Source organism: Cohnella sp. CFH 77786 (genome assembly GCF_019400745.1).
Lineage (GTDB): Bacteria > Bacillota > Bacilli > Paenibacillales > Paenibacillaceae > Cohnella.
Genome location: NZ_WJIB01000002.1, coordinates 328950 through 351616, shown reverse-complemented (window position 1 = coordinate 351616; position 22667 = coordinate 328950). Strand labels below are relative to the sequence as shown.

Annotated in this window: 16 protein-coding genes; 4 read left to right on the top strand and 12 right to left on the bottom strand. The window is 50.7% G+C overall.

Annotation, left to right across the window (positions count from 1 at the left end; all coding sequences use genetic code 11):
* Positions 1–2: 2 nt before the first annotated feature.
* The 3 genes from GE107_RS04355 to GE107_RS04345 all read right to left on the bottom strand — a co-directional run bounded on the left by GE107_RS04355 (position 3) and on the right by GE107_RS04345 (position 2185).
* Entirely contained in the window at positions 3–635 is a 633-nt protein-coding gene (locus GE107_RS04355; protein WP_370636259.1) for a helix-turn-helix transcriptional regulator, read from the bottom strand.
* A gap of 111 nt (positions 636–746) precedes the next feature.
* The gene (locus tag GE107_RS04350) at positions 747–1385 is read right to left on the bottom strand and encodes a nitroreductase family protein (RefSeq protein WP_255570176.1); all 639 of its coding nucleotides are present in this window, start codon (positions 1383–1385) and stop codon (positions 747–749) included.
* A 41-nt stretch (positions 1386–1426) separates the two neighbouring features.
* Positions 1427–2185: a GTP cyclohydrolase II gene (locus GE107_RS04345; RefSeq protein ID WP_219638505.1), complete on the bottom strand. Its 759-nt coding sequence runs from the start codon at positions 2183–2185 to the stop codon at positions 1427–1429.
* Between the two features lie 240 nt (positions 2186–2425).
* Here GE107_RS04345 and GE107_RS04340 point away from each other — a divergent pair, with 240 nt between their 5' ends.
* Complete coding sequence (locus GE107_RS04340; RefSeq protein WP_219638255.1) at positions 2426–2734, top strand: winged helix-turn-helix transcriptional regulator; 309 nt, start codon at positions 2426–2428, stop codon at positions 2732–2734.
* Positions 2735–3106: 372 nt separating this feature from the next.
* The gene (locus GE107_RS04335; RefSeq protein ID WP_370636240.1) at positions 3107–3529 is read left to right on the top strand and encodes an RDD family protein; all 423 of its coding nucleotides are present in this window, start codon (positions 3107–3109) and stop codon (positions 3527–3529) included.
* Positions 3530–3647: 118 nt separating this feature from the next.
* On the opposite strand, the gene GE107_RS04330 is transcribed toward GE107_RS04335, so the two are convergent.
* The 7 genes from GE107_RS04330 to GE107_RS04300 all read right to left on the bottom strand — a co-directional run bounded on the left by GE107_RS04330 (position 3648) and on the right by GE107_RS04300 (position 14806).
* Positions 3648–4571 (bottom strand): carbohydrate ABC transporter permease, encoded by a 924-nt coding sequence (locus tag GE107_RS04330; protein WP_219638254.1) that lies wholly within the window; start codon positions 4569–4571, stop codon positions 3648–3650.
* A 12-nt stretch (positions 4572–4583) separates the two neighbouring features.
* Positions 4584–5513 (bottom strand): ABC transporter permease, encoded by a 930-nt coding sequence (locus GE107_RS04325; protein ID WP_219638253.1) that lies wholly within the window; start codon positions 5511–5513, stop codon positions 4584–4586.
* An 89-nt stretch (positions 5514–5602) separates the two neighbouring features.
* Positions 5603–7309 (bottom strand): extracellular solute-binding protein, encoded by a 1707-nt coding sequence (locus GE107_RS04320; RefSeq protein WP_219638252.1) that lies wholly within the window; start codon positions 7307–7309, stop codon positions 5603–5605.
* Positions 7310–7423: 114 nt separating this feature from the next.
* Positions 7424–8878 (bottom strand): response regulator transcription factor, encoded by a 1455-nt coding sequence (locus GE107_RS04315; RefSeq protein WP_219638251.1) that lies wholly within the window; start codon positions 8876–8878, stop codon positions 7424–7426.
* A complete protein-coding gene (locus GE107_RS04310) occupies positions 8875–10626 on the bottom strand; it encodes a cache domain-containing sensor histidine kinase (RefSeq protein ID WP_219638250.1) in 1752 nt (583 codons plus the stop codon). Before GE107_RS04310 ends, GE107_RS04315 begins: the two co-directional genes overlap by 4 nt.
* A gap of 211 nt (positions 10627–10837) precedes the next feature.
* Positions 10838–12652 (bottom strand): glycoside hydrolase family 43 protein, encoded by a 1815-nt coding sequence (locus GE107_RS04305; RefSeq protein WP_255570174.1) that lies wholly within the window; start codon positions 12650–12652, stop codon positions 10838–10840.
* Positions 12653–12832: 180 nt separating this feature from the next.
* Entirely contained in the window at positions 12833–14806 is a 1974-nt protein-coding gene (locus tag GE107_RS04300; protein ID WP_219638248.1) for a glycoside hydrolase family 31 protein, read from the bottom strand.
* Positions 14807–14966: 160 nt separating this feature from the next.
* Between GE107_RS04300 and GE107_RS04295 the strand changes: the two genes are divergently transcribed.
* The gene (locus tag GE107_RS04295; RefSeq protein ID WP_219638247.1) at positions 14967–15869 is read left to right on the top strand and encodes an AraC family transcriptional regulator; all 903 of its coding nucleotides are present in this window, start codon (positions 14967–14969) and stop codon (positions 15867–15869) included.
* Between the two features lie 526 nt (positions 15870–16395).
* Here the strand turns inward: GE107_RS04295 and GE107_RS04285 are convergent.
* Positions 16396–17265, bottom strand: a complete 870-nt coding sequence (locus tag GE107_RS04285) for a helix-turn-helix transcriptional regulator (protein WP_219638245.1) — start codon at positions 17263–17265, stop codon at positions 16396–16398.
* Between the two features lie 145 nt (positions 17266–17410).
* On the opposite strand from GE107_RS04285, the gene GE107_RS04280 reads away from it, so the two are divergent.
* A complete protein-coding gene (locus tag GE107_RS04280) occupies positions 17411–19387 on the top strand; it encodes a beta-galactosidase trimerization domain-containing protein (protein WP_219638244.1) in 1977 nt (658 codons plus the stop codon).
* 112 nt (positions 19388–19499) lie between these two features.
* Here the strand turns inward: GE107_RS04280 and GE107_RS04275 are convergent, their stop codons facing one another.
* On the bottom strand, positions 19500–22568 hold the full coding sequence (locus tag GE107_RS04275) for a glycoside hydrolase family 2 TIM barrel-domain containing protein (protein ID WP_219638243.1): 3069 nt from the start codon (positions 22566–22568) through the stop codon (positions 19500–19502).
* Between the last annotated feature and the right edge of the window lie 99 nt (positions 22569–22667).

The window sequence follows — 22667 nt, the reverse complement described above, 5'->3', positions numbered from 1 at the left end:
TGCTACTTAATTACATCGTAAAGCAGCTTGATAATCGTCGTTTTGGTGATTCGGCCGACCACCTCCGGCTTGACACCGCCGTCATTCACTCCCTGTTGCACCACTGGAAGTCCGTCCACCTCATGCTCGATCATTTTGCCTATCGCCTTACGGACGGTTTCATCGGGGGAAATTGTCACGATATTGGGATAGCGGGTCATGACCATGCTGAGCGGAACGGAGGAAGCCTGGGGATTGCCGAAAGTGGCTTTGATCAAATCTTTACGGGACACTATCCCTGCCAGCGAACCAGTTGCGTCGACGACGGTCAGGTTCCCGACATTCTCGAGAAACAGCGCGACCACGGCGTCGCTGACAGTCGCCGTATCGCGCAGCACGACCGGAGCGCCCATGACTTCGCGAACCTGCATGTCCGCGATCGGAGCCAGGCCGGCCTGCTCGTCCGGAAAGGCGGGGCCGATAAAATAGCCGACCTTGGGCTTCGCGTCGAGATAGCCCAACATGACCAGCAATCCCAAATCGGACCGGATGGTGGGGCGGGTGACGCCAAGTCGCTCCGCAATCTGTTCTCCCGTGATCGGGGCGAACTTGCGAACCAGCTCGACGATTTCTGATTGGCGGGATGAAAGGACGATGGCGGTTCCCTCCCAAATGCTGTACCTCCCCCCATTGTACCCGATTTAAGTGCGGGTTTACACTGCCGGCATTTCATGTTGATCCTATCACCGAGCATCTTTCAAGTCCCATTAAAAGGGTCCGAAATGAACAAACTCGCCGACCGGCTTACGGTAGCCTCTGGGTCTGGGATGATTCGTTTTTTCTTTGCCAATCGTGATCATCATGACGATATGATATCGATCGGGAATGTTTAAGAGGCTTCTCATTCGTTCGGGGTCAAAGCCGATCATCGGGCAAGTATCCCAACCTTTCGATTTGGCAATGAGCATAAACTGCATAGCCGATAACGAGGCATTGCGGATGGCTTCTTCTTTTCGAAATTGTACGTCTTGGTATGCCGCATGAATGGAATCAATGGTTTGCCGATAAGAGAGCTCATCCAACATACCTAGATGAAGCATGCCTTCATAAATGCGTTCGGCATCCTTATAGGCTTCCAAGTCCCCAAGAACCAGAAGAGCGGCAGAAGCGGTCTCTACTTTATGTTGACGATAGGCGGCTTCCTTCACCTTGAGCTTGAGTTCGGGATCATCGACCACTACATAATTCGCGTGTTGCAGGTTATAAGCGGATGGAGCGAATTTCGCCAATTCGAACATTTCTTCGATTTCCCGGCGTGTAATCTTCACATTACCGTCGAAGTTATTCGCGGATCTTCTGGTTCTCACGATTTCTTCAACCGAACTTGCCTTCATGACTTGTTCCATGAGAATGTCCCCCTCCATTGATCGAAGAATTGCACTTGAAATTAGACAGTCTTTGCCACAACGCTTCCGTCTTCATTCAAGTGACCGGCACGGTTTATCTTCGTCTTCAAATATTTGACGTTGTACTCGGACACGTCCCCCCACAACGGAACCCGTTCTTCCACGTCCAATCCGGCTTTCGTGAGGGCTTCGAGTTTCCGAGGGTTATTCGTAATCAACGTGACCGGTTTGGACCGAAGAGATTTCAAGACATGAATCGCATCGCTGTAATCCCTGGCGTCATCGACGAATCCAAGCTTCAGGTTCGCATCGACGGTATCGTACCCGTTCTCCTGAAGGATGTAGGCGAGGGCTTTACTGAAGAGGCCAATCCCTCTGCCTTCATGATTCGCCAAATAAAACAACGCGCCATGTCCGTGCTCGGCAATGCGCTTCAGCGATTGCTTCAGCTGATAGCCGCAATCGCAGCGCTTGCTGCCGAAAATATCTCCGGTATGGCAGATGGAGTGAAACCGAATCAAGGCGCGTTCGGCATGCTGAAAATCACCGTGAACCAGAACGCTCGATTGTTGAAATTCCGCTAAATTGCCTTCTGACAGCATGGCGATCAAACGCCCCACATCGACTGTCTCTTCGCGGGATTTCAGCCAGCAATACCAGTTGAACGGAACGGTTTTCCCCATGAGGTTAATCGGCATTTTAATGGGTCCGGCAAGGTAGACGGCTCCCTCTCCGGTTTCGATCCGTTGTACTTTTCCTTGCAGAAGAGAAATGACTTCAGGGTTCGGTAGTTTCGTCATCAACAGATTTCCATCTCCTTATGCAGCCAATTTTGAGGTCAGAAGGTCCGAAAGAACAATTGTGATTAATCGTAATGTCATTACGAAAAGTAAGTATTGGATGAAAAAAATAATCTTGAACTTGGTCTATTCACTTACTTTGTGTAACTAAACTATACAACAGTAACTTACTTATTTCAAGTCATTATTTTTGTGCTATAATAAATAATAACCTTAATCAGACAAGGGGGATGCTCCGTTATGCAAGTCCCAAGGAAATGTATCGTTACCCAAGCCATGGAGGAGATATTAGGAAAAAAATGGGCGGTCTCCATTTTGCTTCAGCTGCTTTCCGGACCGAAACGTTTCTGCCAACTGGAAGAAGATACGGATGCCAGCGGCCGCCTGCTCTCGGAACGGTTAAAGGAGCTGGAAGCCGCCGGCATGGTCACCCGAACGATATATCCCGAAGTTCCGCCGCGGGTTGTGTATGAATTGACGGAAAAAGGCAAAGACGTGGAGCCGATTATTGAGCAAATCTACGGTTGGGCGTCGAAATGGCTGCGTTGATGCCCTTCGCCTCTCGCCTCCGGCTGCCAGCCTCCCATGATCATCAAAAAGGAAAAAGCCCGGTTCGCGGGCCTCTTATTCCTTCATGTTCCAGGATCAGATCTTCCACACCGATCACGTAGCAGTAACCATCCGGCGTATTTCTCGTCGACCCTGATCTTTGCCTTCTCGATTTTACTCCGCACTTCCGCTGAATCGATTTCGGAGCAACGGCATCCGAAAGTTTCATTTCCTTCACTTCCAATCACCTCTTCATTCAACTCAAACAAAAGCGGCCTTGGAGACGGACGCACAGAAAGCTAATAATTTACTGCAAGCTGGGGCAGTAATAAATGGACCAACCTGTTGAGGGATTCGCAAGGAGGACAACCCGTGTCATTGACAGATCAATCGATTGCACGACCAGCGGGCTTCTGGATCCGGTTTTATGCCCAAATCCTTGACGGCATTATCGTGTCGGTTCCCTTGGCGCTAATCAGCTTTCTGGTTACGGGCAGCTGGAATGATAATATTTTCAACACGATCGTATCGTTGTTGTATACACTGTTGCTTCCGATCTTATGGAATGGGTATACGATTGGTAAACGACTGGCCGGGATACGGATTGCGAAAGTAAACGGTGAAAACCTCGGTTTGGGGACCATGCTCATGCGGAATATCGTAGGCGGGTTAATCTACGGGATTACCGTGGGCATCGCCGCGATCGTCAGCGCCTTTATGGTCGGATTGCGCGAGGATAAGCGTTCGATTCACGATTTCATTGCGGGAACGTACGTAACGAAAGCAAAACGGTAAAATACAAACGGAACCAGCGATTAAAAATACACAGATCAGGACATGGAGTTCATGTCCCGTACTGTGCATTCCTGCTTTCTCTAGGGCCGGACACCGAAACGTACATCCGTTCTCGCCGTTATTCCTTCACGGATCCGAGCAGCACGCCCTTCACGAAGAAGCGCTGCGCAAACGGATATAGGATAATCATCGGAATCGATGCGATGACCATCGACGCCAGCTGCAGCGTTCGGGCGTTAACGGCTCCCTGGCCTTGAACCTTGGAATAGAGAGACGCGACATTGGGATTGTTGCCGCCCACTAAATTCGCCATGTGTTCAACCGCGTCGCTCGACTGGACCAACCTCAGAATCAAGTACTGCAGCGTCTGCAAATCCGTCGATTGGGTGAAGTACAAAGTCACTCCGTAATCGTTCCACACACCGACCGCCACGAAAACGGAAAGGGCGGCCAAAACCGGCTTCGACAAGGGAAAGACGATTCGGAAGAAAATCGTAAACTCATTCGCGCCGTCTATTTTGGCCGATTCGAACAATGCGCTCGATATGGCCTTGAAATTCGCATTGAAAATGATGACGTTCCAAAATCCGGAAAACAGGAACGGAAGGATATAAACCCAATATTGATCATACAATCCGAGCCAATTCATGAGCATAAACGATGGAATCAGCCCGCCGCTGAAATACATGCTCGTAAAGCCGACCGCCGCATAAAACCACTTGCCCTTCAAATAAGGGCGGGAAAACGCGTAAGCGAACATGGCCGTATACGTAATGGAAACCGCCGTTACGATCACCGTGCGCGATCCGCTGATCCAAGCCGCATGAAGAATGCTCGGATCCAGCAAGACGGTCTCCCAGCTCGCCCATGTGAAATCCCTCGGCCATAGAAAGATGGGACCGAACCGAAGATCGTCTCCCGTATTCAAAGAGTTCGCAATCGAAAACCAAAACGGATATAACGTCAATAGCATCGCAATGAGCATGATGCCGACATTCGATACGGCAAATAGGCGCTCTCTCCAACTCCTGCCTCCAACCATGCCGGACACCCCCTAAAACAAACCCGATTTTGTAAGCTTCTTGGATAGCGTGGTGGCTCCTACCAACAAAATAAGCGCAAACACCGATTTCAACAAACCGATCGCAGTCGCCGTGTCAAACTGAAACTGTTGGAGCCCTACACGATAGATGAACGTATCGATGACCTCGCTTGTCGGCAAGTTCACCGGATTCTGCAGCACGTAAATCTGGTCGAAATTGTTGTTCAACATGCCGCTTACGGCGAAGATGATCAGAATCATGAGCGTAGGCAGAATGCCGGGAATCGTGACGTGTACGATCCGTTTGAAGCGGCCTGCGCCGTCGATCGCGGCAGCCTCGTACAAAGACTGGTCAATGCCCGCAATGGCAGCCAAATACAGGATCGCTCCCCAACCCAGGTCTTTCAATAATCCCGTCCCGATGGCGACGCCCCAGAAATGCTTGGGATCGCCCAGAAATTGAATGGGCTCGTCGATCAAACCCAAATGCAAGAGCACATAATTCACGATGCCGCTATCCGGATTGAGCAGGTTAATAAACAAGCCTCCGAAGATAACCCACGATAGAAAATGCGGCAGATACGTGACGGTCTGTACCCAGGATTTGAACCTCGCATGCTTGATCTCATTCAACAACAGCGCGAACGTCATCGTAACCGGAATCCCGATCAAATTCCCCAAAAGATTGATGCCGAGCGTGTTTCTCACCATGGGCCAAAACTGAAAATTATCGAAAACAAGCCGGAAGTTCTCGAAATGGTTCCAGGGACTGGTGAAAATCCCTTTGACTCCGGTTAGAGGATCGTAATGCTTGAAAGCCAATAACAACCCGTATAACGGAACAAAGTTGAAGATGAAAATGATCATAATCGCCGGCCACAGCATGATCTTAAGCTCCAGCTGGGTGCGGAAATCATGCCCAAGCTTGTATGGTTTCGCCATCCCTATTCACCTCTGGCGGAAAATGATAGTGCCAAAGCGCCATTCAGTACACAGGCACTTTGGCACTTTTTTTCGATCGAATCGTGCGGTTAAGAATTAACCCCTTTTACCGTTACGCCCATTTCTTTCTGTTGCTTTTGGAGCTCTTCGTTCAAAGCCGCATCCAGCTGTTCGATTTTCAATTTCTTCATTTGGGCGACATACTCGTCATATTGCTTGTTGAACGCCGCTTCATCCTTCGCCAGGACCATCTTCGAAATCTGCACTTGCAGGTATTGCTGGACGTCATTATTAATCTGTTGATTAGCAGTTCCCGGCGCATAGAAGTCGCCTGGCACCGTTAATACGGAAGCGTCGTATCTGACAACGCCCGGCGTTCTCGCGAACGCGGTTTTCACTTCGGCGTCTAACAATCCGCCGGCGCCGATCTTATTGGTAGGAGCCGGATCCATATGATTGAAGAAGTCCACATTGGCGAATGGCCAGAAGATATCCACTGCCGTTTTGCTGGCGTCTTTCCGATTTTGGATTCCCGTATCCGTTTCGATAAGAAGGCCTTGGTCATTTTTGTTGTAATCGACGCCTTCCATGCCGTAATGATTGAGGATCAAGCCTTCGGGACTCGTCATATAATCAAGCCATTTCGCCAACTGCTCCGGGTGCTTGGTCGATTTGGAAATAAACGTTTGCATCCAGCCCGTACTCGGGATGGAATAATAATCATAAACGGGTTTTGCGCCTGTATTCGACAGAATCGCGCCGGGAGAAGCGAAGTAATCGTTGTCATAGTAGTGAACATTGGCCATATTGCCGATGAAAGCGAACACCCGTCCGGACACGAGCTGCGCGTCCAGCGCCGAAGTATCCAAGGTCAATTGGCTGGCATCGAGGGCGCCGTTTTGTTTGGCCTTGAACAGGAATTCAAACGCATGCTTCGTTTCCGGAGCCATGAGAACATTCCTGAATTTGCCGTCTTTGTCGATATTCATGGCGCCAAACGTTTTCTGCAGAAATTGGAGCGTGGAGCCGGCATAGTTCTTGCCGTCCACCGAAAGCGGAATGACAGCCTGCCCGTCCACTTTCAGGTTCATGTCCTTCACTTTCTTGAGCGCCGCAAGCAATCCGTCCTCGGTCTTCAGATCGTCCAACGTAAGACCTGCTTGCTTCAAAATCTTCGTATTGACCACAATGCCCTTGTTGTCGCCGTATTTTGCATTGTCTGCGAAATAATCGCTGGAAGGCGGGAATTGCTTCTTCAGCTCGTCACTGGCCATATGACTCGGAATGGCGTACCAACCGCCGTCGCGTTTGATCAGTTCCTTCTTGATATCCTGAGGAAAATCTTTAAGCAAATGCGAATCCGGAGCGTATTTCTTCAGAAATTCTTCCAAGTCCCAGAATTTACCTGATTTCGCCAATTTGACGGACTCTCCATCATAGGGCAAGTCCGTAACGATATCCGGGAAGTCCCCCGACGAAACCATCAGCAGGCTCAATTTCGTTTGGCCGTCCTGCGCCGGGATGTTATAGGTGAACGTGAGCCCCGTCTTCTTCGTGATTTCGCCCATCACCGTTCCCGGCTTCGCATCCCACTGAGGAGGGTTCCAGAATCCGATCGTACTGAACCATGTCACATCCACCGGCGCTGCCGACGCGTCCGACGAAGCCGATGCCGCCGGCGAGCTTGATTGCGTCTCCTTCGAAGGCTCCGCGCTGCTTCCGGATTTGTTGGCGCCGCAGCCCGTTAACGCAACGGTTCCGGCCAAGGCGAGAATAGAAAGCACTTTCAGTTTCATACTTACCGATCACCCCTGTAGTGATATTGTGTCGTTGCTTCTTCAGCATACCCCGATCGGTAGGTCCGCCATATGTTCGGATTTTCGTATTTTGGTGTTCCTTTCAGATCGTGCTTACATTTTTCTATATTTGCTTGGCGTGATGCCGTAATGCTTCTTGAAGAGCTTGTTGAAATGAAAATAATCTTTATACCCCACGCGCTCCACGATCTCCTGGATGGACAGCGATGGATCGTTCAACAATTCTTTGGAAAGCTGAAGACGCTTGCCGGTCACATAGTCCGTATACGTTTTTCCCGTTTCCTTCTTGATCAGGGTGCTTAAATAACCGAGACTGAGGTTGAATTTTCGGGATAGATCGCTCAGCATCATATCCTCCGTAAAGCTGGAATCGATATACCCGACGATCTTCTTCGCCGTTTCATTGGAAATCTGCGGCTCCCTCCCGGCCTGTTGCTCGAAGAACGCCTTGATCCCGTCGAACAACTGATCGATGGAGCCGTAATGACGGACGATTTGATCATAGCTTAAGTAGTCGATATCGGGATTGGCATCGCGGTCGCCGAAGTACTTATAGACAAGCGAAACGACTTGATTGTAAATGGTGGAGATTTGGTCGATGAGCATTCGGCGGGACTTGCATACCTCGCAAAGCTCGTCCAATCCTTGATGAATCATCGCAGGCTTCGTTTCCTTAATCGCCAATTCGATTTGCAGGATCGTTCTGGCAACCATCGCGGCATGATCCGCCGTTTTATATTCGACGATCTGCTCACCCTGCTGAAAAAGAGCGCTGGACAGGGCAATATCCGATTCTTGATAAAGCTTGGCAAGAGGAGCAGAATAAATACCCGTGCTGCTGATGCCGATATGACGGGCATTGGAGAGATTCCCCGATATGAAATTCAATAAACCGACCGGATTCTTGTACTCGTCGTAATTGACCAGAATGGAGATTTTATGTTGTCCGGTTCGAAACCTCATATACCGGATTCCGAATTCCGTTGTATATGGTTCGCCGCTATCCGATACGGTGGAGTGCAAGTAGGAACAGCTGATGAAGCGGTAGTGGGGATACTCGAATTCAATCCCTTTGTTGGCCAGAAAATTGTTGATTTTGATTTTGTTGTCCGGCTCGAACAACTCGAACAGATCGTCCAGAAATAAATCCAATCCTCTGTAAACGTGCTGTTTGTCCATCAACGCGATTTTTAAACGCAGCAACGTTTCGGTCAGCTTGTCCTTCTCGACTTGCTTGAGCAAATAATCGAAGGCGCCGAGACGGACCGCTTTCTGCGCGTATTCGAACTCGGCATAGCCGCTGATCAGAATGACTTTGGTGTCCAGCTGCCTCTCCCTGATCGCTTCCAGCAGCTCGATTCCGTTTAATCCCGGCATGCGAATATCCGAAATGACGACCTTCGGCTGTTTCTCTTCGATCTTCTCCAACGCCGTTATGCCATTGTGAGCCTCGCCAATCACGGTATAGCCGAGACTCTCCCAATCGACCAATTGTTTCAAGCCGTAAGCAACCCAAGGCTCGTCATCAACGATCAATACCGTATTCATGCTGTCTCATCCTCTTTATTTTGCGAATGATGGTGCATGGGGAAGGAAACGATCACCGTCGTGCCTTCGTGCAAAACGCTTTGTATCGTCATGGAAGCCGCGTCGCCGTAAACCAGCTTGAGTCTGCGGAAAATATTGAACAAGCCGATTCCTTGATCGCCTTCGTTGGCGGATCCTTCCGACGAATCCCATTGTCTGAGGCGATGGACGAGTGAATTGTACCGCTCTTCTTCCATCCCATACCCGTTATCCTGAATGATGTATTGAATTTGGTCCCTCTCGTCCTTACGAACCGTGATCCTTACGAGGCCGTTGTCGATTTTTTTCTCCAAGCCGTGAAACACGGCATTTTCGACGATCGGCTGCAGCAGCATTTTAAGCGTTTTCAGCTCCATCCATTCTTCTTCGCCTTTCATCTCGATCTTGATTCTTCCCATAAAACGAAACCCGACGATTTTGGCGTATTCGCCGACATGGGCGATCTCGTCCCGAATGGTGACGAAATCGTTTCCTTTCACCGAATACCGGAACATTTTGGACAAGGATTCCGAGATCGCGGCAATGTCCTCGACCTTGTAATAGAAAGCCATGGCGCGTATGCATTCCAGCGTGTTGTATAGAAAATGGGGATTGATCTGATTGCGAAACGCCGATATTTCCATTTGCTTCTTCGCGATTTCGATTTCGTACTTTTGCTTTTGCGTTTGCTGAATCTCAATGCCGAGGGAATCGATCTCATCCAGCATCCGGTTCAGATTGGCGCCGAGAACGCCGATTTCATTATGATAGACCACGTTGAACCGGCGATCGCGCTCCATCTTCGGATAAGACCTCATAAAATCCATAATCTCCTTTACCGGTTTCAAAATCCGGGTGGAGAAAATAAACAAGAATAAGATCAGCATGCCGAACATGATCACATACGTCGCGATATTCAGTCTTTTGACGGTATCCAAATCCTGCAGCAGTTCGCTCTTCGGAATGATGCTGACCAGCTTCCATCCCGTTCGGGGTAGCGTGGCCGTCTGGACAATATAATGAGTATCTTTCTTCCAATCCTCAAGACGGGAGGCGTCAATATTGAGCGCCGTGCCTTCGTTGACGATGATATGATTCTGCTGATCGAGCAGCATAAGCGTGGAATTTTTCGTTATTTTCCCGCCTTCGAGAATTTTGCCGAAATTCCGGACATCCATGACAAAAACGGCGGTGCCTCTGTAATCTTTGAATATGGAGCTCTTCAGATTATAAATGGGAACGGTTATGGTGTAGTTGGTGGTGGCGGTCTTTGCTTCCGGATCCCTCAACAATCCCGAATACACCGTCGATTCGACCGGAAGCTGAACCGATCGGCCTGTCCCTATTCCGATGCTTTCGACCATCTTGCCTTCCCGGTCGAACAATTGGATGCCTCTTATATTATCTTTTAACGTAACTGTGTTGTTGAACACGGATATGATTTCATTGTCCATCAGAATTTTTTCCAATGGATCCTGCAAACTCATGAAGGTTTGAACCGTCGGGCTGTAGAGCAGCGAATTCGAAATCCCCTCCATATCCGAATAGAAGCTCGCCGTTTTCTCCTGAACCTGCAGGAATACTTTACTGACGGACTCCGTGACCTTCTTCTCGATAATCCTCCCGGCAATCCGGTTCGAAATGACGAAGGAAATCAGAAGGACGATAAGCATAATCAGGATCAAAGCAATTATTTGCTTATTCAGGCCCAGCCTGCGAAATTGGTTCATACGTTTCATTCCCCATCCTGAAATGATGTCCTAATGATAGCTCGCTTCCTTCGCAAGAATCAATGCGTGGATACAATTGGAGCCGAAGCGGACTTATTCTTTCCGTATGAGCAAAAGAAAGACTGTCGGCAAATGCCGACAGTCTTGGCGACTGCTGGAGAACTTGGCGCCGCTCGGCGCCGGATCGGTTAGCCTGGCCCGGTAAAGGCCTCTACAGCTGTATCCGCTGCATCAGCCCATCCTCTCCGAAGGTGAGCGGGTCTATGCAGACTTCGCGATGATAGCCTTTTCCCTCCGTAAACCGGGTCAGCGGCGTGACAAACCGGTGATAAGCCATCCAATACTGATCGGTTCCGGGCTCCTGGAGAATCGAATGATGGCCGGTGCCCAGCATCTCTTTATCCTTATTTTTGACAAGAACCGGGTAACGATAGGTGACCGGCCCGTATAGATGCTCCGCCGTTCCGTAGTTCACGTGGTAATCTTCGCTGCCGGTGTCGTCGCAGGACCACGTGAAGTGATAAATCCCGCCGCGCTTCAGAACGGTAACCGCCTCACGGAAGTCGTGCAGGCCGACAAGATTCTTCATCGTATCCTCCATGACGGACACCATATCTTCGCCGAGCTGTACGATTGCGGCGTGCGCATTGCCGAACAGCAGGTAAGCCGTGCCGTCATCTTCATAATAGACAGACGGGTCGATCGTTTGGCCCATGGCGATGCCAAGACGCTTCATCTGTTCCATCGTAAGAAGCGGCTGCGGCTGCGCGCGGAACGGGCCTGCCGGAGTCTCGGCGACCGCGACCCCTATGGCGCTGACCCCGCTTTCCATTTTGCCGCAGAAATAGAAGAAGTATTTGCCGTTTTTGCTCGCAATGGCCGGAGCCCATGCGCTGCCGACGGCCCAGGGTACATCTTCCGTCGCAAGATCCAGGATCACGCCTTCGTCTTTCCAAATGCGCATGTCATCGGATGAAAACACATGAAATTGCGTGCCCGACCAGCCCGTGAAACCATCCGTCGTCGGATAAAGGTAATAGCGATCGCCGAATTTCGCTAGGTCCGGGTCCGCGAATTGCCCGGGCAGCGCCTGATGGCCGTCGCCGAACGCCGCCAGAAGGCGGCCGCATTCTGCAGCGGTAATGGGGAGAACTCCGCCGTGGCGTTTCTTCGTTTTCCCCAAATCAAACGATCCTTCCGGCAATACCCGGAACTCGCCGCTTTCAAGGTCGGAGGTCACCAAGGGGAGGTAGCCCTTTCCTTCCGCAAAGCGGTCCACAATCAGGCACCACTCCTCGCGGTCGTTGAACTTATACATTTGCGGGCCTTCCACGCCTAACAATTGCTCCAGAACCGGAGCGTGCAGGTTGGTGAAGGCGTCCTTTTCCAGCGATGTGCCTTTTTCGACCCGGATATTCTTCGTCGTTTCATCCTTGGAGTAACGGAAGTAGGTATCGCCCCGGGCAATGATCGTCGTGTCAATGATGTGGTTTTCTCGTTCGATATACTTTTCAGCTGCCGTAAAGCTGCGGAAATCTTTGGTACGGGCGCTGTAAATTTTATGTTTCCGCTCGGTTTCTTGAGGCTCTTGCGTCGCGGAAGCCCAGAACACCAGAAACTCGTCCGCGGCTTCGTCATAAACGGCCTCCGGCGCCCAGACGCAGCCGGCGCCCGGCACGCCGAGCGTGACCGCCCACGGTTCAGACCAATGCACAAGATCGGCGGATTCCCATAGGATCACGTCGCGGCTTCCGGCATGTACCGCATTGTCCCAGCCCTTCCCGTTTGCGATGCGGAGATCCGTAGCGATGAGGTAAAACTTGTCCTCCTTGGGCGATCGCACGAGAAACGGATCCCGTACGCCCTTCTCCCCCAGTTCGGAACGCAGGACAGGCAATCCCCCGTTCAGATCCTTCCAATGCAGGCCGTCCTCGCTGTAGGAGAAATAGACCTGCTCGCCGTCAGGCTGTTCCCCGATAAAATGCGCCAATAGATACCCGGAGTATTCGTCATTCCGTACCGGCAAAACAATGCCCTCCTTGCTCCTGCTGCGATCAAGAGCGTAACGAAAGTATTTTGGACCATTTTCCCATTGTATCATATATCGTAACGAGCGATTCGCTATCAACAAAGCAAGAGATTGCGCATCGCAATCTCTTGGCTTTGACTCGCCGCTGCGGCGGCGGCTGCCATCCATGACGTCCATTCACGCAGAAGCGATTGGCAGCTTTACGCCATCTCTCAAAAATACAGGAATCCTTTCCAGAGGGGCTTCGACCATTATGGAAGCTCCGCCATCAAACCGTTCTCCCGTATAAGCGTCTTTCCAAAATGCTCCGGACGGCAAGTATACGGTTCGGCTTCTGGCGCCTTGCTGCAAAACGGGGGCTACTAACAGATCCGGCCCAAACATGAACTGGTCTTCTACATCCCACGCCTTGGAATCCTGCGGAAAATCATAAAACAGTGGCCGCATCGGCGGCGTGCCCTTCTCATGGGCTTCCTTCATCCGTTCCGCAATATAAGGACGAAGCCGTTCTCTCAGATGCAGGTGGCTAACCATAATCTCATACGCCTCATCGCCGTAGCTCCAGACTTCGTTGGCGGCGCCGCTGCCGCATATGCCTCCTCCGGCAGGCCCGATGCCGGGAGTATGCGGCACACGATCTCCATGCAAACGGAATACCGGGCAGAAGACGCCGTATTGGAACCAGCGGATGATGAGTTCCCTGAAGGAGGGATCATCCGGGTTGCCCCCGTGAAAACCGCCAATATCTGTCGTCCACCAAGGAATTCCGGCAATCGCCATATTCAGTCCGGCGCGCACCTGGTAACCGAATACTTCAAAGGTCGAAGCAATATCCCCAGACCAGACAAGTGCTCCATAACGCTGACTGCCCGCCCAGGCGCAGCGGACCAGATTGATGATATTGGACTGGCCTTCCGCGGCCATGCCGTCATAGAACGTCTGGCTGTACTTGGACGGGTAAATGTTCCCGACTTGCAGGCTTGAGCCGATATGATAACGGTAAATATCATGATCGTAGACCGAGAGCTCCGGTTCGGCCTCATCCAGCCAGAACACCTTAATGCCGTAATCGTAGTAATTCTTTTTGATAATATTCCACAAATATTTCCTGGCATTCGGGTTGGTGGCATCGAAGATGGCGTTTTGGCCGAGAAACTGAAACTGGGTTCGAACCCCTCGATCGTTGCGGAGGAGGTACCCCTTCTCCAGCATTTCGCCGAAGTTTTCGCTTTCCGTCTGAACCGTAGGCCACACGGACACCATAAGCTCAATGCCCATTTCCTTGAGTTCCTCAACCATCCCCTTCGGATCCGGCCAATATTCAGGGTCAAACTTCCAATCCCCTTGGTTCGTCCAATGGAAGAAATCGATGACAATGACGGAGATCGGCAGGTTCCTTCTCTTATACTCCCGCGCAACTTCGAGAAGCTCTTCCTGCGTACGGTAACGTAATTTGCACTGCCAGAAGCCCATGGCATAATCCGGCATCATCGGAACCTTGCCGGTTGCTGCAGCATACGATTCTTCGATCTCTGCCGGCGTATCGCCCGCGGTTATCCAGTAATCCAATTGCTTGGTGGAAGGAGCACTCCACTCCGTTACGTTCAAGTTGAAGTTAGCACGGCCTACGGCCGGATTATGCCATAAGAAGCCATAGCCGAGATTGGACAGCACAAACGGAACACTCGCCTGGGAGTTTCGATGCGTCAATTCGAGTTGACAGCCCTTCAGGTTCAGAAAGGGTTGTTGATATTGCCCCATCCCATAAAGCTTCTCCGTGGGATTGGACTCTAGACGGAGTGTGAGATGAAAATCACTTCCTCCTTGATGCCCCCTGAGTTCCCGCCCCCCATATTTGAGCTGATAGGTATTTTTGCTTTCACGCAACAATACTTCATCCTTCTGATTGTAAAACGTCATTTGGCCATCGCGAGTAATCTCGGCCTTGATCTTGCCATTCGTAATCGTGGCACGATCCGCCTCAATCACGATTTCCGGTTCCGTCCGAACGGCGGGTAGAAGCGCCCATTCGTCATCCGTTATCGAGGCATAGGAAGCACGTACACGCAAGGAATTTTCTCCCCAGGGTTCGATCCAGACCTTCTCATGGTCATATTCCCGAATGAGTCGATTTTCATCAATACGAAACATTTTGTCCCCCCATAGCCCCTAATCTGTACCCTGAAAATCTTGCATACGTTTCATAAAACGCGCTTTACAAGTCAATTATAATTATGTTATTGAACGAGTATCTACCTCGAAAAATAGGATGTTTTCGTTCAATATTACGATTCTAGGGGGATCATCGGTAATGGAGGCTTCGACTCATTGGTTACCCAGCAAGGAACATACGGATATTCCCGATCTGACCTTTCCAATCAATATGTTCCACCTATGCGGATCCCATTCCAGGATTATTCCCCCGCACTGGCACGATCATCTGGAATGGATTGCGATTGTGAACGGGAGTTTCCGTGTCCAAGTGGATACCCGCTTCGAGGATTTGTACGAGGGTGATGTCGCTTTCATCAATACCCGACAGATGCATTCCGCGTTTCCGATCGGCGAAGACAGCCAATTGTACGCTGTCGTTTTTAATGAGGCCTTGCTGCGGAATAGCTCTCTGGACAATACGGAAATGAAATATATCAAGCCGTTGCTTAACCAAGAGATTCAACCGCCATGCTTCTATCGGGCTGAACAAACCGTTACGGCTCGAATTCACGCCATTATCGAAAGGATGATCAATTATCACAGAGAGAAAAAATTCGGCTATGAACTTCTAGTCAAGGCTTCTCTATTTGAATCGCTGGGACATGCCCTTCAGTGTACTCCGATTTCCCAGCATCCTTCTAAAAACAACAGGCGCGAAGGGGTCATTCAACCCTTGCTCCTGCATCTTAGCCAACATTTCAATGAACCCATGAGTGTTGAGCATGCCGCGCAGATTTGTTGCATCAGTCCGAATTATTTCTGTTATTTGTTCAAAAAAACCACTGGAAAAACCTTGGTCGAATACATGAATATGCTACGAGTGAACGAGGCCGAACAACTCCTTCGGACCCGGCGTTACCAAATCCAGCAGATCGCACAAATGATTGGATACTCCAATATGACCTACTTCGGGAAGATGTTTAAGAAGTTCAAAAATCAAACTCCCAGGGAATACATGAATTCTCTGGATGGATTCGGAATTCAATCAGCGGACGAATGAACGCGCAAGTGAATCTGGCCACAGGGACACGGAATTCTTTGGATAGGCCTAGATCGGCGGCGGTATAGCGAAAAGGAAAACTTGATTTACGCTGTGACACGGAAACCGGTACCTGAGTGTCTGCAGGTACCGGTTTCGTTATTTTCTAATAGGCCTGCGTAACGCACTCCCGACCTCTCGCGCTCAACGAAATGACTGCCTGTCCCTATCTTGCGCGTGGCGGCATTGTCGGGAGAGTCGGAAGCGTTATGGGGGCGGTAGCATTCGTACCCTCTCCGGTAAGATCCTGACCTGCTCCCTCGGTGGTCCGCGACGTTTCGGAAGGGGAAATGTTTCTGACGTTTCCAATAATGACCGTTCCTTCGTTTCTTACAATGATGATTCGTCCAATATAACAAGACATGAAACGATCAGCATCCTTTATCATCTCTGGTTGTCGGTACATGCTTTATTATACGTGGACTTGTTCGAGGTGGTCTTGGCTTTTCCAATGGTTCTCGGAGCCCTTTTGCTTCCTATCCGCTTCTCACACGAATCCTTGAAGCATCGAGCGGTATTGGTTTGGAGTCATTCCGGTTTTCCTGCGGAACAGCCTGCAGAAGTAATTCACATCCGGAATCCCGGAATATTCGGCTACCTCCCGGATGGACAAGCGGTCCTGGGCTAGAAGCTGCCGGGCTTTCTCCACTTTCAGATGATGGAAGTATTGCAGAGGACTCATGCCCGTGAATCGTTTCATGCAACGGGCCAGGTAATCGAACCGGAAATGCAACTCCTTCTCCATCCCGGCAGCGTCGAACGGCAGCGTAAGCCGTTCTTTCAAATAGCCGATCACCATTTCACTGACCGCATAGGCTCGCGAACGGACATATTGCCGGGTCGTATTCTGCAGCCGGATCAATAGTTCGCCCAGCAGAACTTGCAGCCGCAGCGCATTATGAATCGACAACTCCCGGTGAACCTGTACCATCTCATCCAAGATCGGGAGAAGCGGGCGCAAATCCAGATGAGCGAATTTGGGCAGATACATGAACTGTTCCGTGGGTGACAGATCAGCGTCCGTACCGCGAAGCAGCGGTTGAGGCCAGTTGATTTTATCGTGGGGAAGACGTCTCTCCGGTGCGGCATGGACGAAATGCACCCAATAAAGCTCAGTGTCGACGGCGGTTTCCCTATGGCCGACATGGGTCAGTCCGGGTTCGAGCAGCAACACCCCTCCGTCGCCAAGATCGTATGCCGCATCCTCTTCCGTCATATGGAGGCTTCCGCGGGCGACGAACTGGAGATCGAACACTTGAAACCGCCGCTCAAAATGGATCGTCCCCGGCCTCCACCATGAATGGCCGACAGTGACCAACTGCGGCAGCGGAGGTATTTTCAGCTCCACACATTCCATCTCCTATTTCCTTCCTCTTTACCGAATCCTTCTGAAGATGACATTAGTCGATATTGTACTATAGATGGTCGTCTTCTTCAGTATTTATCCGGATTTTGTTGCGGTAGAGTGGAAGAAAACGAATGGTTGATGGGAGGAGCTTCGCATGCGTTTTCGCCAAGTACATCTCGATTTTCATACATCCGAGGCGATCGAAGGTATCGGCAAACATTTCTCCAAAGCGCAATTTCAGGAGATGCTGCTCCGCGGGTGCGTCGATTCCATTACGGTGTTTTCCAAATGCCATCATGGGTGGGCCTATCACCCGTCGGAAGCGAATGAACGACATCCGGAGCTTGATTTCGATCTGCTAGGCGCTATGATCGAAGCGGCACACGAAATCGGGGTCAAGACGCCGGTATACCTCTCCGCCGGTTTGGATGAGAAGATGGCCCGCCGCCATCCCGAATGGTTGATTCGCGGCAAGTCCGAGCGAACGCAATGGGCCGTTGACTTCATGCAGCCCGGCTATCACGAATTTTGCATGAATACGCCCTACCTCGATTATTTGCTGGAGCAAATCCGGGAGGTCGTGACGAGGTATGACGCCGACGGAATATTCCTCGACATCGTCGGCGTGCGCGAATGCTATTGCCAGCACTGTGTTTCGGCGATTCGCGCCGAAGGTGCCGACCCGCGCGATCGGGAGGCGATGAAGCGGATGTGGGAGCGAACGTACCGGAATTACGCGGATCGCGCCAATCAAACGGTTCATGAAGTCAAGGCAGGACTTCCCGTCTTCCATAACGGAGGCCACATTCGGCGGGGCCGGCGCGATTTGGCGGCGTTGAACACGCATTTTGAACTGGAATCTCTGCCGACGGGAGGCTGGGGTTACGATCACTTTCCGCTATCCGTACGTTATGCTCAAGCTCTGGGTTTGGCATATTTGGGGATGACGGGGAAATTCCATACATCATGGGGGGAATTCGGCGGTTACAAGCATCCGAATGCGCTTCGGTACGAGACGGCGCTTTGCCTCGCGAACGGAGCGCGGTGCTCGATCGGCGACCAGCTGCATCCGGAGGGGCTGATGGATGAAGCCACCTACGATTTGATCGGGAAAGCCTATCAGGAAGTGAAAGGAAAGGAAAAGTGGTGCACGGATACGCGCAACATAGCCGATGTTGCCTTGTTGTCCTTGGAAGCGGCAGGTGTGCATCCGTCAGGTGAATCTCACGAAGATCGAACCGCGGATCCGGATGCCGGAGCGGTGCGGTTTCTGCTGGAAGGCAAGTTTTTATTTGACGTCATTGATTGCGAAGCGGACTTCGATGCGTATCGGGTGATCCTATTGCCGGATCGGGTGTTCGTAGATGATGGGTTGAAGCGGAAGCTATCGGAATTCCTGCAACGCGGAGGCAAAGTGCTTGCAACCGGCAGCTCCGGCATGACGGCGGATCGAAAGACGTTTGCGCTGGACCTCGGTGTCCGCCCACTTGGCCCCAACCCTTACCGCCCTTCGTACATACGGCCGAATTTCCCGCTGCAAGCACTTGGATCCGCTTCATTCATCATGTACGGCGAAGGGCAGATGGTCGAACTGACGGACAGCGGATCGGAGCTTGCGTCACAGGAAAATCCTTATTTCAACCGCGATATCTTCACCTTCTGCTCCCACCAGCATGCGCCCAGCACCAATGTCCGATCGGCGGTCGGCATGGCGGAAGGACCGGACGGGATCTATATCGCATGGAACGTATTCGAGGATTACGCGGACAAGGGCAGCTTGATCTTGAAAGAAATGGTCGTATGGGCGCTGAACCGGCTTCTTCCCGGCAAAACGCTCGATACCGATTTGCCTGCGCAGGGTGTTACGACGATCCAATCGCAGGAAGAGCAGAACCGCTGGATCCACCATCTCCTGTATGCATCGCCGATCAGGCGCGGGAAAGGCGTCGAAGTCATCGAGGATATATTGCCGATTCGCGGCACGAAAGCCGCCATCCGTGTTCCCCGGCCGGTACGGCGAGTGTATATGGCTCCGCAGTTAATCGAAATTCCGTTTGTGCAAGAAGGCGGTATCGTGCGGTACGAGCTGCCGGAATGGGAATGTCATCAGATGGCGGTCATCCAATTTTGATTGACACGATAAACGTGAGGCGGGCGGCAAAGAAGACTCCACACACCACTGACAAGTGGAGTTGGAGTCTTCGACTTTTTACTTCTATTCCTCACTTTCGGGGCACTGCTGTTCAATCCACGATCTCTAATACGATCTTGTAAACATAGATGCCCTTTCCGATTTTATATTCATCGTGAATGTTTTTGATCCAACCGTTGTCTCCGCCAAGACCCGCATGTTTATAATCGATATGAAGGAAAACGGAATCGGATGAGCCAAGCTCGTCTTCATAGGCAGCCTTGTCATACTGTCCGATGCTGTGGTGATGGATATCAAAATGGAAGTGACCCGCCGAGGTAACTTTTACCTTGCGATCATCCGCGGACACAACTAAATAGCGGACATCCTCCTTGCCCCCGCATTCACACGGCACGATGTAGGGAACATGTTGAGCCTGAACGGAGCTTTCGTAGATCCCGACGAAGGCAGACATTTTACGGTCCGCATAGTTTTCCCATGGCCCGCGGCCATACCATTGGATATGGTTCCAGGCAGCAGGGAAGGTAAAACTTAGACCGATTCTCGGAAGGGTATCGACATGGGCATTATTCACGACCGCGTTGGTAATTTCAATGCCTTTACCGCCAATCTTATATTCGGTTCGCGTTTCGATGCACCCATGATACAAAGCATGAACCTGAATGAAAACAGAAGCAGTCGCTGCATAAACCCGGATATGCTTGATCTCTTTCCGATTGGAGTCCAGCCCGAGGCTTCTCCAATCATCCGCATAGTTCAGCGTCTCGCCGGGAATACCGGCGTCTATTCCCGTTGGCGGGCGATAGAAGTTGTTAGTCCCGCCTGTAAAGTAGTCCCGGTTATTGTAACGCACGGAAATGAATTCTGCCGTTTCTTTCGAGAAGACCACGTTCGTATTTTCATGATAAATAAGAATTCGATCTGCGGTTTCTTCATAGGTTAGGCTTCCACTTTCAATTTCTCCGGTATGGATTGCGTGAAGGGAATCATTCAATTCGATCTGGCAGGCATAAATACTGGTTCCCTTGTTTGCATAATACGTATCCTCGTCCAGATAAGCATAGAAATTCAAGTACGCTTCTCCCGAGACCCTGGATGGATCGTAGGGTGGCTGAACATGGTCCATAGATCCAGCCGGCGTGTTCAATTTGGGTAATGTACCCTTTTGGACAACCTTCCCGTCGCAAACAAGCTCCCAACCGATTTCCAGGTGGCTCAAGTCTCGATGCGTATAGTGATTATATATTCGATAACTCTTGTTACTCGGAATATCATAGGGTCGTTCAAAGTAATCGATCTGAACGGGAGATTGAACATGTTTGATTTCATAGGCAGCCGGTTTCGGCGTTAAATCCGGAAATACAACGCCGTTCAGGCACATATCGGGCGCGGAATCCACGATCTCTTCTTGGAACGCGCCGCCATAAACATATTTTTTGTTCCCGGATTCATCGTACCTCACAAGCGCTTTATCCTGGAAGTCCCAAATGAAACCGCCCTGAAACCGCGGGAATTGATGAATAAGGTCCCAGAACTCCTTGAAATTCCCGTTGCTGTTGCTTTTCGAATACGCATATTCGCACATAATAAACGGCCGCAGGTCTTCGGAGTTGGCCATGCATTCCAGGATCCAATCCTTCCCAGGATACATGGGTGCCAGGATATCGGAAATGTGGGCCGGAGGATTCAAGGACTCGTACTGGACAAATCTTGTTCGATCATACTCCTTCATCCAACCGTACATGGCGGCATGGTTCGCTCCGTACCCGGATTCATTGCCCAGGGACCACAGAATGATCGAGGGATGATTCTTATCTCTGAGCACCATCCGAGCCGCACGTTCCATATAAGCATGCGTCCATTCCGGAGATGCGCTGAGCTGACCGCCGATGCCATGGGTCTCAATATTGGCCTCGTCCACGACATAAATGCCCAGCTCATCGCAGAGGTCGTACCATTCGACTGCATGCGGATAGTGACTCGTTCTTACCGCATTGATATTCAGCGATTTCATGATTTTGATCTGCTCGCGCATATACTCCGTCGACACCACGCGCCCCGTTTCGGGACAAAACGCATGAAGATTCGTTCCGCGGACGATGAGACGTTTTCCGTTTATTTTCAATATGCCATTCTTATCCATACTGACTTCGCGGAAGCCCACATGTGCGCTCTCGATGTCAACGACATTGCCGTCAGGGTCGATCATTTCCAATACCAACCGATAAAGGTAAGGAATTTCGTCGCTCCACAATTTGGGATTGTGAATGGTTTGTTTGACCTTCGCCACATAGTTCTCTTGCAGGTAGGATCTGCAATCCGCAAATTTCGGCGTTTCAAATTGCGTAACCAATTTGTGTTCATGATCGTAAAGAGACAGCCGCACGTGAGCTTCCCCGTAGCCGCTCGTTCGATTATTAGGATGGACCGTCACGGCCAATTCGGCATTGTCGTATTGACCCGCAAAGAGCGTTTCGATTTTATAATCATGAATGCGCATTCGCGGCTTGGCATAAATCAGAACGTCTCTGTAGATCCCCGAGAGATGCCAGTAGTCCTGATCCTCCAGATAAGTGCCGGCTCCGAATCGCATCACCTGGACGGCTAAACGGTTCTGCCCCTTTTGGATGTAATCCGTTATCTCGAAAGAAGCGTTAAGCTTGCTGTCCGACGAATAACCGACGAACTTCCCGTTCAGCCACAAATAAAAGCAAGATTCCACGCCGGCAAAATCGATCAATAGATCCCGGCCGGTAAAGTGTTCGGGGATTTCGAACAAGTGGACATAACATCCGGTGAGGTTATCTTCCGGCACATGAGGCGGATTCCATACAAATTCATCTTTCTTCAATTGAATTTCATGACGGGAGTCCGCCCACTTCCGCACAAAGGGATACTTGATATTGGTGTATATGGGTTTTCCGTATCCGTGCAGCTCCCAGTTGGAAGGAACCGGGATATCCTCCCACTGGGACGTGTCAAATTCCGGATGATAGAACCCATCGGTTACCACATCCGGAGACGGAAACAATTGAAATTTCCACAAGCCGTTTAAGCATTTTACGTATTTCGACTTTCTGCGATCTCCGCTTAGCGCCTGTTCCACGGTTTCGTATACGCCATACGGCTCATGCATGGGGTAACGGTTCTTCTGCGCCACATGCGGATTTTCCCAGTCTCTGTTCAGCTTCATACGTTTGCATTCATCCTCTCGCCAATTGTTCTAATTGGTTGTACCCTATAATCGATACCCCTATAA

Bases quoted from the DNA above. Each gene is read 5' to 3' on its own strand.
- GE107_RS04310 (WP_219638250.1), bottom strand. From the start codon at position 10,626: ATGAACCAATTTCGCAGGCTGGGCCTGAATAAGCAAATAATTGCTTTG.
- GE107_RS04330 (WP_219638254.1), bottom strand. From the start codon at position 4,571: ATGGTTGGAGGCAGGAGTTGGAGAGAGCGCCTATTTGCCGTATCGAAT.
- GE107_RS04280 (WP_219638244.1), top strand. From the start codon at position 17,411: ATGCGTTTTCGCCAAGTACATCTCGATTTTCATACATCCGAGGCGATC.
- GE107_RS04345 (WP_219638505.1), bottom strand. From the start codon at position 2,185: ATGACGAAACTACCGAACCCTGAAGTCATTTCTCTTCTGCAAGGAAAA.
- GE107_RS04300 (WP_219638248.1), bottom strand. From the start codon at position 14,806: ATGTTTCGTATTGATGAAAATCGACTCATTCGGGAATATGACCATGAG.
- GE107_RS04295 (WP_219638247.1), top strand. From the start codon at position 14,967: ATGGAGGCTTCGACTCATTGGTTACCCAGCAAGGAACATACGGATATT.
- GE107_RS04340 (WP_219638255.1), top strand. From the start codon at position 2,426: ATGCAAGTCCCAAGGAAATGTATCGTTACCCAAGCCATGGAGGAGATA.
- GE107_RS04325 (WP_219638253.1), bottom strand. From the start codon at position 5,513: ATGGCGAAACCATACAAGCTTGGGCATGATTTCCGCACCCAGCTGGAG.
- GE107_RS04315 (WP_219638251.1), bottom strand. From the start codon at position 8,878: ATGAATACGGTATTGATCGTTGATGACGAGCCTTGGGTTGCTTACGGC.
- GE107_RS04285 (WP_219638245.1), bottom strand. From the start codon at position 17,265: ATGGAATGTGTGGAGCTGAAAATACCTCCGCTGCCGCAGTTGGTCACT.
- GE107_RS04320 (WP_219638252.1), bottom strand. From the start codon at position 7,309: ATGAAACTGAAAGTGCTTTCTATTCTCGCCTTGGCCGGAACCGTTGCG.
- GE107_RS04350 (WP_255570176.1), bottom strand. From the start codon at position 1,385: ATGGAACAAGTCATGAAGGCAAGTTCGGTTGAAGAAATCGTGAGAACC.